Genomic DNA, 15,724 nt, shown 5'->3' with positions numbered 1-15,724 from the left:
CGCATGCGGATCGGCGAGGAGAAATCTCAGCCGGCCGTGGCGCTCAGGCGAACGCGACAACGGCCGTTGGCCATGGGCAAGCAAAGCCGATCGCCGCAGCTCGAACCGAAGCCGGCTGTTCTGCTTACCGCGGAACCACCAAGAGTAGTCCTTCGCCGAAGGTCATGACCCACGGCAGACGGATCTGACTGGAGAGAGACAATGGGCACTTTTTTCTACGTGGTCCTGGCGTTCCTGATAGGCGTGTTGGTCGGTTGGTTCCTTTGGGGGCGCCTGCGCGGTGAACTCGACAGCTTGCGCGGCGACCTCGACCGTACACGCAGCGAACGCGACAGGCTGCGCACCGACAGCGACCGCCTGACCGGCGAACTCGATGCATGCGGCAAGACCCGCGCCGACCTCGAGCGCCGGCTGCGCGACGCGCCGGCCGCACCTGCCGCCGGAAGCAGCGCGGCAAAGCCGGCAAGCCAGGCGCCGGCGGCCCTGATGTCGACCCTCGCGCCGGCCAAATCCGCCGCCACAAAGCCCGCGCCGGCTAAACCGGCCGCCGCTGCGAAAGCGGTCTCTGCCAAGCCGGTCTCTGCCAAGGCGGTCTCTGCCAAGCCGGCGGCGAAACCCGCCGCCACCAAAGCCTCGGCTCCAGCCAAATCCGCGACGAGCAAGCCTGCAACAACAGCCAAGCCAGCAGCCGGCCCAGCATCCGGCAAGCCCGACAATCTGCGCCGGCTGATCGGTATCGGTCCGGTCAACGAGAAGCTGCTCAAGGCGCAAGGCGTCACCAACTTCGCCCAGATCGCGTCCTGGACCGCGGCCGATATCAAACGGATCGAGGACGTCATGAATTTCGACGGCCGTATCGCGCGCGAACGCTGGATCGAGCAGGCCAAGCTGCTCGCCTCCGGCAACGAGAAGGAATTCGCCAAGCAGTTTCCAACAGCCGGAACCACCGGCAACAGCTGATCGCTGGCGAATATTGAAGATTGCAAGCGGCGGCGCCATATCGGCGCCGCCGTTTGCTCTTGGTTCCTGAGTTGGCCCTAAGGTCGGCTTTAAGAGGCAGCGTGCCGTTCCCTCGATTGCGCGCGGGCGGCACCCCATATAGAGCGGTTGATGGCTTCATTGACCGCAGCATTCGGTGCCCATGTCCCTGCCCGCCGCAATTTTTCGCAATGACAAAAGCGCGCGCCAGCTCGTTTTCGACCGGCCGGCCGATATTATCGTGGCGCACGAAGCAGGGGATTTCGGGCCGGCTCTGGAAGCAGCACAAGCCGCGCATGATGCAGGCAAATGGCTTGCCGGCTATTTCTCGTATGAGGCGGGCTACCTGCTCGAACCCAAGCTCGTTCCCCTGCTGCCTAACGGACGCCGCTCCCCACTCGTGTGCCTTGGGGTTTTCGATGCCCCGGTCGAAGAGGCGGTGCCGCCGCGCGACACCACGGCGACCAACGGCCCGATCTTCGACGCCCGTGCGACGTGGTCGCCCGAGGATTATGAAAAACGCTTCTCGCGGCTGCACCAGCACATCCGGCAAGGTGATTGCTACCAGGGCAATTTGACCTTTCCCGTGCATGCGCAGTGGTCGGGCGAGCCGCTGGCCGCCTTCAATGCATTGACTGAACGTCAGCCGGTGAAATACGGCGCGCTGATCGCGCTCGGTGAACCCATCGTGCTGTCGCGCTCGCCTGAACTGTTCTTCGAGATCGACGCCGAGGGCATGATCGAGACGCATCCGATGAAGGGAACGGCGCCGCGCGGCGCCACCAAAGCCGAGGACGAACGGCAGAAGATCTTCCTGCGCAATGACGAGAAGAACCAGGCCGAAAACCGGATGATCGTCGATCTCCTGCGCAACGATATCTCGCTGATCAGCGAGGTGGGCACGCTGGACGTGCCGGCGCTGTTCCGCATCGAGACCTACCCGACCGTGCACCAGATGGTAAGCGACGTCAGGGCCAGACTGCTGCCGGGTCTCTCTATCCGCCAGATCTTCGCGGCGCTGTTTCCTTGCGGTTCGATTACCGGCGCGCCTAAGATCCGTGCCATGGAGATCCTGCGCGATCTGGAAGGCACGCCCCGCGATGCCTATTGCGGCGCCATAGGCTGGATCGCGCCCGGCGGCCCGATGCGCTTTTCCGTGGCGATCCGCACCATCTCGCTCTTTTCGGGCGGCGAGGCCGTCTACAATGTCGGAGGCGGCGTCGTCTTCGATTCGACGGCGCAGGAGGAGTATCAGGAGTGTCTGCTGAAAGCGCGCTTCGCGACGGGAACACCGCCGACTTTCAGTTGATCGAGACCATGCGCTGGGAACCCCGCCCGGGCTTCCTGCGCTTCGATCGCCATCTTGCGCGCCTCTACGGCTCGGCGGCTGAGCTCGGCTTCCGCTGTGATCCAGGCACGGTCGGCGAGGCGCTGAGCAGCGCGGTCAGCGGTTCCGGCGTTGCCATGCGCACGCGGCTCGTCCTGTCGCATGATGGTAAGGTGGCGGCCTCGGCGCAGCCTTATGAACCGCTCGCCGCCGACAAGGTCTGGACGCTGCGGCTGGCGCGGACGAGGCTCGATTCGCACGACACGCTGCTGCGCCACAAGACCAGCCGACGACAGCTCTACACGCATGCCCGCGCCGAATATCTCGTCACCCAGACCGACGAGGTGCTTATGGCCAACGAGCGCGGCGAGATCTGTGAAGGCACGATCACCAATGTCTTTGCCGATCTCGGCGACGGCGTGCTGGCCACACCCCGGCTCGACTGCGGCCTGCTGCCTGGTGTATTGCGCGCGCAGCTTCTGGATGAAGGCCGCGCCCGTGAAGCCGTCTACAGCTACAGCGACCTGAAGTCGGCCAAAGCACTTTTTGTCGGCAATTCGCTGCGCGGACTAATCCCTGCGAGACTGATCTGAAGCATGACCTCTTTGCCCACCCACACGCCCTATGACGGCTCGTCGAAACTCTTCAGCATCGGGCTGAAGCCGCTCGATCCGGCGGACTGGATCGAGATCGACGACCATCTGCTGCCGTATCTCGCCGAGAAGTACCGGCTCTATGCCGAAATCCCCGAGCGGGTTTTTGTCGAGGAGGACGGCACGCGGGACGCTCAGCAGGAGGTGCTCGACTTGCTCGCTGCGCATCTCTTGGAGAGGTTCCCCGAAACCCATCGGCTCGGCGGATCAGGCGTCGAGGTGGCGGGCGCGGCGAACCGTCTGCCTGCTTCCCTTGCCGATGCGCCGCTGGCCAAGGCCTCACAGCTCGTCCAGGAAGACCTCATCCTGATGCGCAGCAGTGACAGCGGCTGGCGGCTGGTTGCCGGCTCGCTTTGCTTTCCCTCGTCCTGGTCGCTCCTGGAAAAATTTGGCAAGCCGCTGCAGGACATCCACGCGCCGGTGCCGGGTTTCGGCCCGGGCACGCGTCCGGCGGAACTCATCAACCGGATGTTCGATGGCCTCCAGGGGCAGGCCGTCGAGCGCTACAACTGGTCGATCCAGTCCGATAACGCGCTCTACCATCCGCTTTCCGACCTGCAGCGCATCGACCGCGCTACAAATCGGCCGTCGCGCTTTCCCGATGGCGACATCGACGCCCATGCCTTCATCCGCGTCGAGCGGCAAACCCTGCGCAAACTGCCTGTTTCACGCGATATCCTGTTCACCATCCGCATCCATCTCGACCCGCTCGCCGTGCTGGCCAGGCACCCTGATCGGGCGAAGCTCGCGGCGTCTTTCGCCGCCCAGCTCAAGGCGCTCGATCTCGCGCAGCTCGACTACAAGGGCCTGACATCAGACCGCGATCGGCTAGTCGACCGGCTCGGGGCGCTGGCGCTGTCCTAAATCGCGGCTAGGCCCAGCAGCAGGATCGCGGACATCGCGCTAAAGACGGTGACGTTGACATCCCACCGCCAACCCGCCGGTCCGAACGGCGGTCGGAATGGCAGATAGCCGTTCTCGTCGTAGAGCACGCCGCCATAAATCGGTCGTGAGACCATTGCCACGAAGAACGCTCCGTACATAGCGACGCCCAATCCCCCTGCGAGATAGAGCCGCTCGGCTTCGAGTGGCCCCTCGATCCAGATAAGCCCCAGCGCAATCAGCGCAACTCCGGTGTAGCTCAGCACCTGCCAAACGACGTGAAACCGGGCGTGCGGGGTCCACAGCGGATTGGTGGCGTGGGTGGCGTTGAGGTCGGCTTTGATCGTCACCACACCGTAGCCCACGGTCGCGACGCTCAACAGAATTCGGGCAAGCAGATGACTGTCGTAAGCGAGTTCCATCGCACTTTCCTCCTCCATTAGGGAAATCGATGACAGGCACTTCAGCAGATCGGAGTCCGGCCGCACGCGGTCGGCCGGGCCAAGACGCGGCAGTGTCACGCCACCGCAACGGATTGAATGGCACCTTGGGCACAGAAGAGCTGCCCATCGGCCAGACGCGCATAATTATGGACGATCCCGTTTTCATGATCCTGCAACTGCACGATGAAGTTGCCGCTCTGCTCCGTCCAGCTCATGAGAACGAGGTTCGGGCGTACGCTGGTCATGTCGATCTTGACCATCTCGTCAATTTCGGTGGCACCGATCGACGCCTGCACATGCAATTCCTCCGGCGAGAAAAACGTCAGCCGGGGTACGAACGGGCCGAAAACGCAGTCGAAAGACTTACCGACAAGCGAGGCTGGAAAAACATTGGTTTCTGCCATGACTCTCTCCTTGGGCATGGCCGCCGCTGTGACCAAGCCTTTTGACAATCTCCGTTGTTTCAGACGCGAAATATACCAGATATGTTTACTTGGAGCGCTCCAAGTGATACGATCCGCCTTTTTCACTTTCGAGTCAACGAAATTCTTGGAGCGCTCCAAAAAAATGGTCTAACTGAAGGGAAATGGGTGAATCACAATGCCAACGCTAGCCGATGTGGGCAAGGCTGCCGGTGTCTCCCGGGGCACTGTTTCCAACGTCTTCAACCGGCCGGAACTGGTCAGGCCTGAATTGCGCCAACGTGTTGAAGCGGCCGCGAGAGCGCTCGGATTTGGCGGCCCCGACCCGAAAGGACGATTGCTGCGGGATGGCAAGTTCAATGCCATCGGGTTCATGCCACCTGGCGCCTACGCCATCGCCGAGGTGATGAGAAGCCCCTATGGCCGCGAGTTGGTGCTGGGCGTTTCGCTCGCCTGCGACGAGGCCGGAACGACGCTCAGCCTTGTAAACGGCACCGACAATACCCGCTTCGCCAGCATCCGCGAGGCCCTCGTTGACGGCTTCATCCTTGGTCACAGCGGGGACATCGGTCTCATAACATCGGCACAACGACGGCGCCTGCCCTTCGTCATTCTCGAAAATGACGCAGGTCCCGACATCAATTCGATAAAGATCGACGGCAGAAGTGGCGCGGTCGCCGCCGTCCGGCATCTGACCGGGTTAGGGCACCGGCATTTTGCCATCCTTTCCATACGGAGGACTCCAGGCCCTCCGATCGTGCACATGCCCGGACAGGCAGAGCGCCCGCTTCTAGCCGGCTTCTCACTCGACGACGAAAGGCTCGACGGTTTCAAACAGGGTTTGGCGGAGGCGAACTTGTCGATCGACGATGTTCCGATCATCGAGACGACGCCGGGCGATCCATCTGCTGGGGCGGTGGTATTCGACAATGTGCCCGAAGCAACCGCAATCCTGACCATGTCGGATTGGCAAGCGATCACAATACTCGACGAGGCGGTTCGTCGTGGCATAGAGGTGCCGCGCCATGTGTCGGTTATCGGCTTCGATGGCACTGCCGAATCCGCACGCACCACGCCTCCGTTGACGACTGTCGCGCAAGACGTGATCGGAAAAGGCAGGCTCGCCGCCCGCATGGTTCTTGACAATCAACCGCCCCGCCAAGTCGTTCTGCCCGTGGAACTGGTGGTTCGGGCGTCCACAGCCGCGCCGAGGGCAAAAATCCGTTAAACCGGTGCGCTTGGCGAATGGGCAAGCTCAGGCTCGGATAGAGCCACTCATCCACGGTTTCGGCCTTAACCACGTAGCCAACGCAGCGTAGCCGCTGGTTGGCGCTTTTCGCTGGTTTGTGACAATGATCTATGATGTAGCGCATGGCCGCCGGGCAGAAATTCCCGGTTTTGCGCGTGTTTTCCCAGTTTCCTGGGTTTTGAAGGAGTGCTCGATAAAATGGCGAATGAAAACTGGCCCGTTTACGGTGAGATCAGCGGCCCCGTCGTGATGATCGGCTTCGGCTCGATCGGCCGGGGAACGCTGCCGCTGATCGAACGCCATTTCAAGTTCGACAAGTCGCGCATGACGGTCATCGACCCGCGCGACACCGACCGCAAGCTGCTCGACGAGCGCGGCATCGCCTTCGTCCAGGAAGCGGTGACCGAGAAGAACTACAAAAAGCTCTTGACCCCGCTTCTGACCAATGGCGGCGGCCAGGGCTTTTGCATCAACCTGTCGGTCGATACCGGCTCGGTGGATCTGATGCGGCTCTGCCGCAAGCTCGGTGTGCTCTACATCGACACCGTCGTCGAGCCGTGGCTCGGCTTCTATTTCGACGCCAAGGCGGACAACGCCAGCCGCACCAATTACACGCTGCGCGAGTCGCTGCTCAAGGAAAAGCACGACAAGCCCGGCGGCGCCACGGCGGTCTCCACCTGCGGCGCCAATCCAGGCATGGTCTCGTGGTTCGTCAAGCAGGCGTTGGTCAATCTCGCCACCGATCTTGGCCTGGAATTCTCGGAGCCCGCGCAGGACGACCGCGAGGGCTGGGCCAAGCTGATGAAGAAGGCCGGCGTCAAGGGCATCCACATCGCCGAACGCGACACCCAGCGCACCAAGAAGCCGAAGCCGATGAATGTGTTCTGGAACACCTGGTCGGTCGAAGGCTTCATCTCCGAGGGCCTGCAGCCCGCGGAACTTGGCTGGGGCACACATGAGACATGGATGCCGAAGAACGCCAAGAAGCACAAGCACGGCTCGAAGGCAGCTATCTATCTGGAGCAGCCGGGCGCCAACACGCGCGTGCGCTCGTGGTGCCCGACGCCCGGCGCGCAATACGGCCTGCTGGTGACGCACAATGAGGCGATCTCGATCGCCGATTTCTTCACCGTGCGTTCCAAGAAGGGCAAGGTGCATTACCGCCCGACCTGCCACTATGCCTACCATCCCTGCAACGACGCGATGCTGTCGCTTGACGAGATGTTCGGCGCCGCCGGCAAGCCTCAGCCGGTGCATCATGTGCTCGACGAGAACGAGTTGATCGACGGCGTCGACGAACTCGGCGTGCTGCTCTACGGCCACGACAAGAATGCCTACTGGTACGGCTCGCAGCTGTCGCTCGCCGAGGCCCGCAAGCTGGCGCCCTATCAGAACGCCACCGGCATGCAGGTCACCTCGGCGGTGCTCTCGGGCATGGTCTGGGCGCTGGAAAACCCCGAGGCCGGCATCGTCGAAGCCGACGAGATGGACTACAGGCGGTGCCTGGAAGTGCAGTCCCAGTATCTCGGACCGGTCAAGGGCTACTACACCGACTGGACGCCGCTCGATAACCGTCCCGGCCTGTTCCCGGAAGACCTCGACCGGAACGACCCGTGGCAGTTCCGCAACATCCTTGTGCGATAGCAGCACCGCCTACCTGCCTCACTGCCTTGCAATCGCCCGGAAATCGGGCGATTGAAGGGATGCGGACCACAGCGATACGTGTTCATCTGGACGCACGTCGCTCTGGAAACTTGGATGCACGCCTCGTGCCTGTCGAAAATCGATTCCGATTTTCGGGCCGATGCGAGAGGAGAGGATTTTCACATGATCATTGCGCGCAAAATTCTTTCGATGAGCGTGGCGGGTGCCATTGCGACGATGCTCGCCGCCTGTGCGACCAGCGGCCCCGATGAACCGCCGATGGCAGCGGCGCCGAAAGGCGTCGAGGGCTCGTGGATCGACGCCAAGGGCACCGGCCTGTCGACCTTTGCCGGCGGTACCTTCACGACCGTGGCCACCGACACCGGCCAGAAGCTTGCCGACGGCAGCTACACGATGACCGGCGCCACGTCGGTGCAGATCAACGGCACCTCGCTGATCCGCCAGACCGCGGTCAGCTTCAACTGCCTGATGGTGTCGACAAGCCAGCTCAACTGCACCAGCTCCAGCGGTCAGAATTTCGTGCTGACAAGGCGCGTCTGAACCCACGACCATTCGTTTTCCAAGGACGGCGGCCGGTTGGCCGCCGTCCTTTTTTATGCCGGCAAAGGGTCCCGGATTCCGCTTGCGTCATCCGGAACGCGATGGGAACATGGCCGAAGTGCCGGCTGTTATGTTCCAGTCAAGCAACGGCGCTAATGGCCTCTGATCAGCTTTCCGGGAGACGAAGATGAAGAAGCTTGCCGCCATTGCAGCCCTGTCAGCCTCAGTACTCGGCCTGTCGGCCGGCGCGTCCTTTGCCGACTACACGCTGAACATCCTGCATATCAACGACTGGCACAGCCGCATCGAAGGCAACAACAAATATGAATCGACCTGCTCGGCGGACGAGGAGACCAAGGGCGAGTGCATCGGTGGCGCGGGCCGGCTGATCACCGCGATCGCCCAGGAGCGCAAGAAGCTGGAAGGCCAGAACGTGCTGCTGCTCAGCGCCGGCGACAATTTCCAGGGATCGCTGTTCTACACGACCTACAAGGGCAAGGTCGAAGGCGAATTCCTCAACGGCATGAAGTTCGATGCCATGGCCCTCGGCAACCATGAATTCGACGACGGCGAAGTGGCCCTGGCGCCGTTCCTCGACATGATCAAGTTCCCGGTGCTCGGCGCCAATGTGAAGGCCAACGCGCAATCCAAGCTCGGCGACCGCATCAAGCCGTCTGTGGTCGTCGAGGTCGGCGGCCAGAAGATCGGCATCATCGGCGCGATCACCAACGACACGCCGGACCTCGCTTCCCCCGGACCCAACGTCACTATAGAGGACGACGTCAGGTCGATCACCGCCGAGGTCGAGAAGCTCAAGGGCGAAGGCGTCAACAAGATCATCGCCGTGACCCATATCGGCTACAGGCGCGAACGCGACGTCATTGCCAAGATCCCGGGCATCGATGTCGTCGTCGGCGGCCACAGCCATTCCCTGCTGTCGAACACCGATCCGAAGGCCGAAGGCCCCTACCCGACGATGGTCGACAATCCGGACGGCTACAAGGTGCCGGTGGTGCAGGCGGCGTCCTACTCGAAATATCTCGGCGAGTTCAAGGTGGTGTTCGACGACAATGGCGTCGTCAAATCGGCCAGCGGCGACCCGATCTATCTCGACAAGTCGATCACCCCCGACCCGGCCGTGCTCGCCCGCATCAAGGAGCTTGGGGCCCCGATCGAGGCGCTGAAGAACAAGGAAGTGGCGGAAACCACCGACGTCATCGACGGCAGTCGTGAGAGCTGCCGCACCCGAGAATGCGCGATGGGCAACCTCGTTTCCGACGCCGTCCTCGACCGCGTCAAGGGACAGGGCGTCGAAATCGTCATCTCCAATGGCGGCGGCCTGCGCGCCTCGATCGACAAGGGCACCGTCACCATGGGCGAGGTGCTGGCCGTGCTGCCGTTCCAGAACACGCTGGCGACCTTCCAGATTTCGGGCAAGGATCTGGTGGCCGGCCTCGAGGGCGGCCTCAGCCAGGTCGAGGACGGCGCCGGGCGCTTCCCCCAGGTCGCCGGCCTGAAATATTCCTTCGATAAATCCGTCGCGCCCAATGCCGGCCGCGTCAAGTCGGTGGAAGTCATGGAAGGCGGCGCCTGGACGCCGATCAAGCCGGACAAGGACTATCTGGTCGCAACCAACAACTATGTCCGCCAGGGCGGCGACGGCTACAAGATCTTCGCCGACAAGGCCAAGAATGCCTACGATTACGGCCCCGGCCTCGAACAGGTGGTTGCCGACTATCTCGGTGCCCACCGACCCTACACGCCAAAGCTCGACGGCCGCATCACCGAAATGGCCGCGACCGTCGCCGCGGCGCCTGCGGCCCCGGCAACCGATCCGGCTGAAGCCGCCAAGCCTGCTGAAGCGGCACCTGCAATGCCTGAGTTGCCGGCCAACTCGGGCGATATCGCCAACACACCACCGGCCATATCGACGGAAGGAGCACCTCCCCCGCCAGCGCCACCAGCCGCGCCGGCACCGGCCGAGCCGGCAAAGCCAGCGGAGGCGGCGCCGGCCGAAGCCAACCATGTCATCGTTGCCGGCGACACCTATTGGGATCTGGCCAAGAAGGCCTATGGCGACGGCGCCAAATGGAAGGTTATTTCGGGTGCCAACAAGGGCTATGAGCCGCGCCGGCTTCCTGTCGGCGCAACGCTGACCATCCCGCCGAAATAGCCTCGCTTATATGCCTGAATGACACCGTCCGTCCGAAAACCGGACGGGCGTCCTGTTTTCGGGCTAATGCATATCGCCCAAAAGTGAACTCGGTTTTGGGAGAACGACATGCATAAAAACAAAGACTTAAAGCGGGTCGTCTGAATCCATTCAGACAATCCGCTTTAAGGTGCGGCCAGACGCTGCATTGAATGCGCGCGCAAGATGGTTAGGTTCGCGTCTTCCGGAGAACCCTTATGACGCTTCCCACCCCTGCCGAACCCAAGGCCGCAAAGGCGCTCGGCCCGTTGCCCGCTGGGCATCCGCCGGTCAAGGCGGGCAGGATAGGCGTCATGCTGGTCAATCTGGGTACGCCCGACGGCACCGATTTCAAGCCGATGTGGCGGTATCTCCGTGAATTCCTGTCCGACCCGCGCGTCATCGAGCTCAACAGGGCAATCTGGTATCCGATCCTCTATGGCCTTGTGCTCACCACGCGGCCCAAGAAGTCGGGCGCCAACTACGCACGGATCTGGAACCGGGAAAAGAACGAGTCGCCGCTGCGCACCTATACCCGCGCCCAGGCCGAAAAGCTGGCCGAAGCGCTGAGCGACCTGCCTGATGTCGTCGTCGACTGGGCGATGCGCTACGGCAACCCTTCAACCGCCAGCATTGCCCAGCGTCTGGTCGACCAGGGCTGCGACCGCATTCTTTCCTTCCCGCTCTATCCGCAATATTCAGCGACGACCACGGCAACAGCCAACGACCAGCTGTTTCGCGCGCTGATGAAAATGCGCCGCGCACCGGCCGTCCGCAGCGTGCCGCCCTACTATGACGAACCGGTCTACATCGAAGCGCTGGCGCGCTCGATTGAACGGCATCTGGCGACGCTGGACTTCGAGCCGGAGGTGGTCATCACCTCCTATCACGGCATTCCAAAACCCTATTTCGAGAAGGGCGACCCCTATCATTGCCATTGCCAGAAGACGACGCGGCTGCTGCGCGAACGGCTTGGCTGGGATGACAAGAAACTGATCATCACCTTCCAGTCGCGCTTCGGGGCGCAGGAATGGCTGCAGCCCTATACCGACAAGACGGTCGAGAAACTCGCGCAGGACGGCGTCAAGTCGATCGCCATCGTCAATCCCGGCTTTTCCGTCGACTGCATCGAGACGCTGGACGAGATCGGCCGCGAGGCGGCCGAAACCTTCCACCATGCCGGCGGCAAGAATTTCGCCCATATCCCTTGCCTCAACGATAGCGCGGAAGGGATGGCGGTGATCGAGGCGATGGTGCGGCGCGAACTGTCCGGCTGGGTCTGAACCGGAACAACGCCTGCTCCGAGGCGTTAAGGCGCGCCCTCCGGAGAATTCGATGTCCCGCAAACTCGACCTCAGTAGTGGCCGGCCCGTCTGGTCCGCCTATCGGGCGCCTGCGGTGCCGACGGACAGTCTGACCCGAGATGTCAAGACGGATGTGCTGATCGTCGGCATGGGCATCAGCGGCGCCATGATGGCCGAGGCGCTGACGGCCGATGGCCATCGGGTGATCTGCATCGACCGGCGCGGCCCGCTGAAGGGCTCGACGGCCGCAACCACCGCACTGGTGGCATTCGAAATAGACCAGCCTCTCTCCACGCTCGCGAAGATGGTTGGCAGAGCCTCGGCCCAGCAGGCCTGGCGACGCTCGCGGCTCGCCGTTTCCAATCTCGCCGGACGGATTGCCGAACTCGGCATCAACTGTGGCCTGAGCCGCATGCCATCACTCTATCTGGCCGGCACGATGCTTGGTCCGTCGGAACTGCGCGACGAGGCCGAGGCACGTCGGCTAGCCGGCATCGGCGCCATCTGCTTAACCCGACAACAGCTAGCCGAGAAATTCGGCATCGACCGCGAAGGCGCCATTCTCGGCCACGGCAACATCGCGCTCGACCCGCGCAAGCTGACGGCTGGGCTGCTGCTGAAATCCCTGGAGCGCAAGGCACGCTTCTATGCCCCCGTCGAAGCCACAATGATCGAGGACAGCGCCGAAGCTGTTGTCGTCGCGACCAGGGATGGCCCGACCATAACCGCACGACATGTTGTTCTGGCCACCGGCTACGAACTTGTAGACATCGTGCCGGCCGCGGCCCACCGGATCATCTCGACATGGGCGATTGCGACACGCCCGCAACCGCGAAAGCTCTGGCCGGACGCAGCGTTCATCTGGGAAGCGTCGGAGCCGTATCTGTATATGCGCACGACGGTCGACGGCCGGGTCATATGCGGCGGCGAGGACGAGGATTTTATCGACGAAGCGCGGCGCGACGAGCTGATCGCCGACAAGAGCACACGCATCGCCGAGAAGCTCGGCCTGATATTTCCGCATCTCGACACCAGACCCGATTTTGCCTGGACCGGCTCGTTCGGCACCACGACCACCGGCCTGCCTTATATCGGCGCCATTCCCCGCCACCCGCGCATCCATGCGGTGCTGGGCTACGGCGGCAACGGCATCACCTTCTCGCAGATCGCTTCCGAGATTGTCCCGGCTTCGATCAACGGGCTGGATGACACGGATGCAAGGTTGTTTGCCTTCAACCGCTGAGTGCAACCCTATAAACAATCCATCATCACCTGATTGTAACGCATCTGAAATACACTTAAGTCTTTGGTGAAGTCGGCTGCGCGAGAATGGCTTGAGCGGCCTTCGTCTGAGGGAGAGCCAAATGGATTTCAGTGGTTTCGATATTGCGGTTGGTGCACTTGCACTTCTGGTATTGGTGCTGCTGATCAAAGGCATCAGGACAATCCCGCAAGGCTACAACTATACGGTGGAGCGTTTTGGCCGTTACACCAAGACACTGAGCCCGGGTCTCAATTTCATTTACCCGTTCATCGACCGCATCGGCGCCAAGATGAACATGATGGAGCAGGTGCTCGACGTCCCGAGCCAGGAAATCATCACCCGGGACAACGCCATCGTCGGTGTCGACGGCATTGCCTTTTTCCAGATCCTCAACGCAGCGCAGGCCGCCTACCAGGTTGCCGGCCTGCAGAACGCTATCCTCAACCTGACGATGACCAACATCCGTACCGTCATGGGTTCGATGGACCTCGATGAACTCCTGTCGAACCGCGACGCCATCAACGAGCGCCTGCTGCGCGTCGTCGATGAAGCGGCCCATCCGTGGGGCATCAAGATCACCCGCGTCGAAATCAAGGACATCAACCCGCCGGCCAACCTTATCGAATCGATGGGCCGGCAAATGACGGCGGAACGCAACAAGCGCGCGCAGATCCTTGCCGCCGAAGGTCTCAAGCAGTCGCAGATCCTCGAGGCCGAGGGCCGCAAGGAAGCCGCCTTCCGCGATGCCGAGGCGCGCGAACGTTCGGCCGAGGCGGAAGCCCGCGCCACCCAGGTGGTGTCGGAAGCGATCTCCAAAGGCGATGTGCAGGCGCTGAACTATTTCGTAGCGCTGAAATACACTGAAGCGCTTGGCAGGATCGGCACGGCCACCAACAGCAAGATCGTGCTGATGCCCTTCGAGGCATCGTCGCTGATCGGTTCGCTCGGCGGTATTGGCGAGATCGCCAAGGAAGTCTTCCGCAGCGAAGGCACGACCGGCTCGCAGAGGCAGGCCGCGCGCCCGCCGGTCGTTCGCCCAACCGACAACTGAGGTCGAAACCAATGATCGACCGCATCGTTTCCGAACTCGGCCCGTGGAACTGGATGGTACTCGGTTTCGTCCTGCTGGTGATGGAAATCATCGCACCGGGTATCTTCATGCTGTGGATCGGCATCGCCGCGCTGATCATCGGCGCCGTGTCGCTGCTGATCTGGGACGCCGGCTTCTGGACCTGGCAGGTTCAGGTCCTCGCCTTCCTGGCGCTGTCGCTGGTCTCGGCCTATGTCGGCAAAAAGCTGGTCGGCAGCCGCAACGACCCGACCGACCAGCCGCTGCTCAACCGGCGCGGCGCGCAAATGGTCGGCAGGATGGCGACACTTGCCGAGCCGATCCGGGACGGACGCGGCCGCATCAAGCTGGGCGATACGCTGTGGCGTGTCTCCGGCCCGGATTTGCCGGCCGGCACGCAAGTGCGCGTGACGGGCGCGGCCGATACGGATCTGGAACTGACCGTCGAGGCGGTCTGAACGAGCGGCGTTAAGAGTGTGTCGAGATCCGGGTCAGGCCGGCATCACCAAATATCAGCGCTCTTAGGCGGCGCCGATACGCAGCAGGTCATGCAGGTGGATGAGGCCGACTGGTTTCCGGCCCTCCACCACCATCAGGCTGGTGATGGCTGAATTGTTGATCGTTTGCAGCGCCGTTGCCACCAGCGTGTCCGGCGTCGCGGTCTTCGGGCCTTTTGTCATCACCTGATCCACCGTCATCGCCAGCAGATTGCTGCCGATGTGACGGCGGATGTCGCCATCGGTGATGATGCCGACCAGCGCACCGTCTGCGTCGCTGATCGCGACGCAGCCAAATCCCTTGCGCGACAATTCCAGGATCGCGTCATGCATGCCGGTGCCCGCAACCACCAGCGGCAGCCTGTCGCCGACATGCATGATCTCGCGGATCTGCGTCAGGTTGGCGCCGAGCTGGCCGCCCGGGTGAAAGGTGCGGAAATGATCCGGCGTGAAGCCGCGTGCTTCGAGCAGCGCGATCGCCAGCGCGTCGCCCATCACCAGTTGCAGCAGCGTCGATGTCGTTGGCGCCAGGCCGTGCGGGCAGGCTTCCGGAGCGCGCGGCAAAAGCAGCACCACGTCCGCCGCCCGCGCCAGCGCCGATGTCTCTCCGGCGGTGATGGCGATCAGCGGAATGGAAAAGCGCCTGGAATAGGCAACGATGCCCATCAGTTCCTTGCTCTCGCCCGACCACGACATGGCGATGATGGCGTCGTCCCTGGCGATCATGCCGAGATCGCCGTGGTTGGCTTCTGCGGGATGGACAAAGAAAGCCGGCGTGCCGGTGGAGGCCAGCGTCGCCGCGATCTTCGAACCGATATGGCCGCTTTTGCCGACACCGGTGACGATGAGCCGGCCTTCAATCCCCGAGATCATCTCGACGGCCTGGGCGAAAGGCCCGGCCAGCCCATTCTCCAGCGCCTCGGCAAGGGCTGCTACACCAGCCTGTTCTGTCGCCACCGTCCTCAGCGCCGAAGCGATCGAGGCTTGCCTGTCCGAAGGTTTCTTATCCATGGATCCCGCATGCATGGCTGATGCGATTAGCGCTTTGCCGGCGCGCTGTCCAACAGAAATGGCCCAAGGCGTGTTGCCCGAACGTGTGCGGTGGTTTTTGACGACGGCAGGGGCGAAAACCAAAAGCTTGACGCACGCGGTATGAATGCCTTTGGAAATCAGCGCTTCAGGCGGCTGACGGGCCGCCGCCTCAACCCTCCGTTAACCATCCCCATTTACGGTTCGGTAA

General features: G+C 62.5%; 15 protein-coding genes. 12 read left to right on the top strand and 3 right to left on the bottom strand.

The genetic code is table 11. The annotated features are described in order from the left end of the window. Window positions 1–201 precede the first annotated feature (201 nt). The 4 genes from NKJ37_RS22455 to NKJ37_RS22440 all read left to right on the top strand — a co-directional run bounded on the left by NKJ37_RS22455 (window position 202) and on the right by NKJ37_RS22440 (window position 3,822). Window positions 202–960 (top strand): helix-hairpin-helix domain-containing protein, encoded by a 759-nt coding sequence (locus tag NKJ37_RS22455; RefSeq protein WP_352775041.1) that lies wholly within the window; start codon window positions 202–204, stop codon window positions 958–960. A gap of 181 nt (window positions 961–1,141) precedes the next feature. Beyond that, window positions 1,142–2,287, top strand: a complete 1,146-nt coding sequence (locus NKJ37_RS22450) for an aminodeoxychorismate synthase component I (RefSeq protein WP_352441868.1) — start codon at window positions 1,142–1,144, stop codon at window positions 2,285–2,287. Beyond that, the gene (locus NKJ37_RS22445) at window positions 2,236–2,898 is read left to right on the top strand and encodes an aminotransferase class IV family protein (RefSeq protein WP_023810056.1); all 663 of its coding nucleotides are present in this window, start codon (window positions 2,236–2,238) and stop codon (window positions 2,896–2,898) included. Before NKJ37_RS22450 ends, NKJ37_RS22445 begins: the two co-directional genes overlap by 52 nt. A 3-nt stretch (window positions 2,899–2,901) precedes the next feature. Further along, a complete protein-coding gene (locus tag NKJ37_RS22440) occupies window positions 2,902–3,822 on the top strand; it encodes a heme-dependent oxidative N-demethylase family protein (protein WP_352775038.1) in 921 nt (306 codons plus the stop codon). Here the strand turns inward: NKJ37_RS22440 and NKJ37_RS22435 are convergent. Further along, a complete protein-coding gene (locus tag NKJ37_RS22435) occupies window positions 3,819–4,262 on the bottom strand; it encodes a hypothetical protein (protein ID WP_128303114.1) in 444 nt (147 codons plus the stop codon). The genes NKJ37_RS22440 and NKJ37_RS22435 overlap by 4 nt on opposite strands. Window positions 4,263–4,357: 95 nt before the next feature. Then, the gene (locus tag NKJ37_RS22430) at window positions 4,358–4,687 is read right to left on the bottom strand and encodes a MoaF-related domain-containing protein (RefSeq protein ID WP_023810059.1); all 330 of its coding nucleotides are present in this window, start codon (window positions 4,685–4,687) and stop codon (window positions 4,358–4,360) included. A 214-nt stretch (window positions 4,688–4,901) separates the two neighbouring features. Here NKJ37_RS22430 and NKJ37_RS22425 point away from each other — a divergent pair, with 214 nt between their 5' ends. The 8 genes from NKJ37_RS22425 to NKJ37_RS22390 all read left to right on the top strand — a co-directional run bounded on the left by NKJ37_RS22425 (window position 4,902) and on the right by NKJ37_RS22390 (window position 14,445). Continuing rightward, window positions 4,902–5,933 (top strand): LacI family DNA-binding transcriptional regulator, encoded by a 1,032-nt coding sequence (locus tag NKJ37_RS22425; protein ID WP_164892874.1) that lies wholly within the window; start codon window positions 4,902–4,904, stop codon window positions 5,931–5,933. A gap of 219 nt (window positions 5,934–6,152) precedes the next feature. Next, on the top strand, window positions 6,153–7,598 hold the full coding sequence (locus NKJ37_RS22420) for a homospermidine synthase (RefSeq protein WP_128303116.1): 1,446 nt from the start codon (window positions 6,153–6,155) through the stop codon (window positions 7,596–7,598). Window positions 7,599–7,781: 183 nt separating this feature from the next. After that, a complete protein-coding gene (gene omp10 / locus NKJ37_RS22415) occupies window positions 7,782–8,159 on the top strand; it encodes an outer membrane lipoprotein Omp10 (RefSeq protein WP_127259982.1) in 378 nt (125 codons plus the stop codon). A gap of 187 nt (window positions 8,160–8,346) precedes the next feature. Next, window positions 8,347–10,332, top strand: a complete 1,986-nt coding sequence (locus NKJ37_RS22410) for a 5'-nucleotidase C-terminal domain-containing protein (protein WP_352775033.1) — start codon at window positions 8,347–8,349, stop codon at window positions 10,330–10,332. A gap of 236 nt (window positions 10,333–10,568) precedes the next feature. Next, on the top strand, window positions 10,569–11,633 hold the full coding sequence (hemH, locus tag NKJ37_RS22405) for a ferrochelatase (protein ID WP_023810064.1): 1,065 nt from the start codon (window positions 10,569–10,571) through the stop codon (window positions 11,631–11,633). Between the two features lie 52 nt (window positions 11,634–11,685). Continuing rightward, complete coding sequence (locus tag NKJ37_RS22400) at window positions 11,686–12,897, top strand: NAD(P)/FAD-dependent oxidoreductase (RefSeq protein WP_128303118.1); 1,212 nt, start codon at window positions 11,686–11,688, stop codon at window positions 12,895–12,897. Between the two features lie 121 nt (window positions 12,898–13,018). Further along, complete coding sequence (locus NKJ37_RS22395; protein ID WP_128303119.1) at window positions 13,019–13,969, top strand: SPFH domain-containing protein; 951 nt, start codon at window positions 13,019–13,021, stop codon at window positions 13,967–13,969. 11 nt (window positions 13,970–13,980) lie between these two features. Then, window positions 13,981–14,445, top strand: a complete 465-nt coding sequence (locus tag NKJ37_RS22390; RefSeq protein ID WP_023810067.1) for an NfeD family protein — start codon at window positions 13,981–13,983, stop codon at window positions 14,443–14,445. 63 nt (window positions 14,446–14,508) lie between these two features. Here the strand turns inward: NKJ37_RS22390 and NKJ37_RS22385 are convergent, their stop codons facing one another. After that, window positions 14,509–15,510 carry a KpsF/GutQ family sugar-phosphate isomerase gene (locus tag NKJ37_RS22385; RefSeq protein WP_352775029.1) on the bottom strand — a complete coding sequence of 334 codons (1,002 nt, stop codon included), beginning with the start codon at window positions 15,508–15,510 and terminating at the stop codon, window positions 14,509–14,511. Window positions 15,511–15,724: the final 214 nt, after the last annotated feature.

Source organism: Mesorhizobium sp. M0140, from assembly GCF_040322475.1.
Classification (GTDB): Bacteria; Pseudomonadota; Alphaproteobacteria; order Rhizobiales; family Rhizobiaceae; genus Mesorhizobium.
Note: the sequence above shows the minus strand (reverse complement) of the source record. Positions and strands in the feature narration are given on the sequence as shown.

Bases quoted from the DNA above. Each gene is read 5' to 3' on its own strand.
- omp10 (WP_127259982.1), top strand. From the start codon at position 7,782: ATGATCATTGCGCGCAAAATTCTTTCGATGAGCGTGGCGGGTGCCATT.
- NKJ37_RS22455 (WP_352775041.1), top strand. From the start codon at position 202: ATGGGCACTTTTTTCTACGTGGTCCTGGCGTTCCTGATAGGCGTGTTG.
- NKJ37_RS22385 (WP_352775029.1), bottom strand. From the start codon at position 15,510: ATGCATGCGGGATCCATGGATAAGAAACCTTCGGACAGGCAAGCCTCG.
- NKJ37_RS22430 (WP_023810059.1), bottom strand. From the start codon at position 4,687: ATGGCAGAAACCAATGTTTTTCCAGCCTCGCTTGTCGGTAAGTCTTTC.
- NKJ37_RS22410 (WP_352775033.1), top strand. From the start codon at position 8,347: ATGAAGAAGCTTGCCGCCATTGCAGCCCTGTCAGCCTCAGTACTCGGC.
- NKJ37_RS22390 (WP_023810067.1), top strand. From the start codon at position 13,981: ATGATCGACCGCATCGTTTCCGAACTCGGCCCGTGGAACTGGATGGTA.
- NKJ37_RS22435 (WP_128303114.1), bottom strand. From the start codon at position 4,262: ATGGAACTCGCTTACGACAGTCATCTGCTTGCCCGAATTCTGTTGAGC.
- NKJ37_RS22420 (WP_128303116.1), top strand. From the start codon at position 6,153: ATGGCGAATGAAAACTGGCCCGTTTACGGTGAGATCAGCGGCCCCGTC.
- NKJ37_RS22395 (WP_128303119.1), top strand. From the start codon at position 13,019: ATGGATTTCAGTGGTTTCGATATTGCGGTTGGTGCACTTGCACTTCTG.
- hemH (WP_023810064.1), top strand. From the start codon at position 10,569: ATGACGCTTCCCACCCCTGCCGAACCCAAGGCCGCAAAGGCGCTCGGC.
- NKJ37_RS22400 (WP_128303118.1), top strand. From the start codon at position 11,686: ATGTCCCGCAAACTCGACCTCAGTAGTGGCCGGCCCGTCTGGTCCGCC.
- NKJ37_RS22440 (WP_352775038.1), top strand. From the start codon at position 2,902: ATGACCTCTTTGCCCACCCACACGCCCTATGACGGCTCGTCGAAACTC.
- NKJ37_RS22450 (WP_352441868.1), top strand. From the start codon at position 1,142: ATGTCCCTGCCCGCCGCAATTTTTCGCAATGACAAAAGCGCGCGCCAG.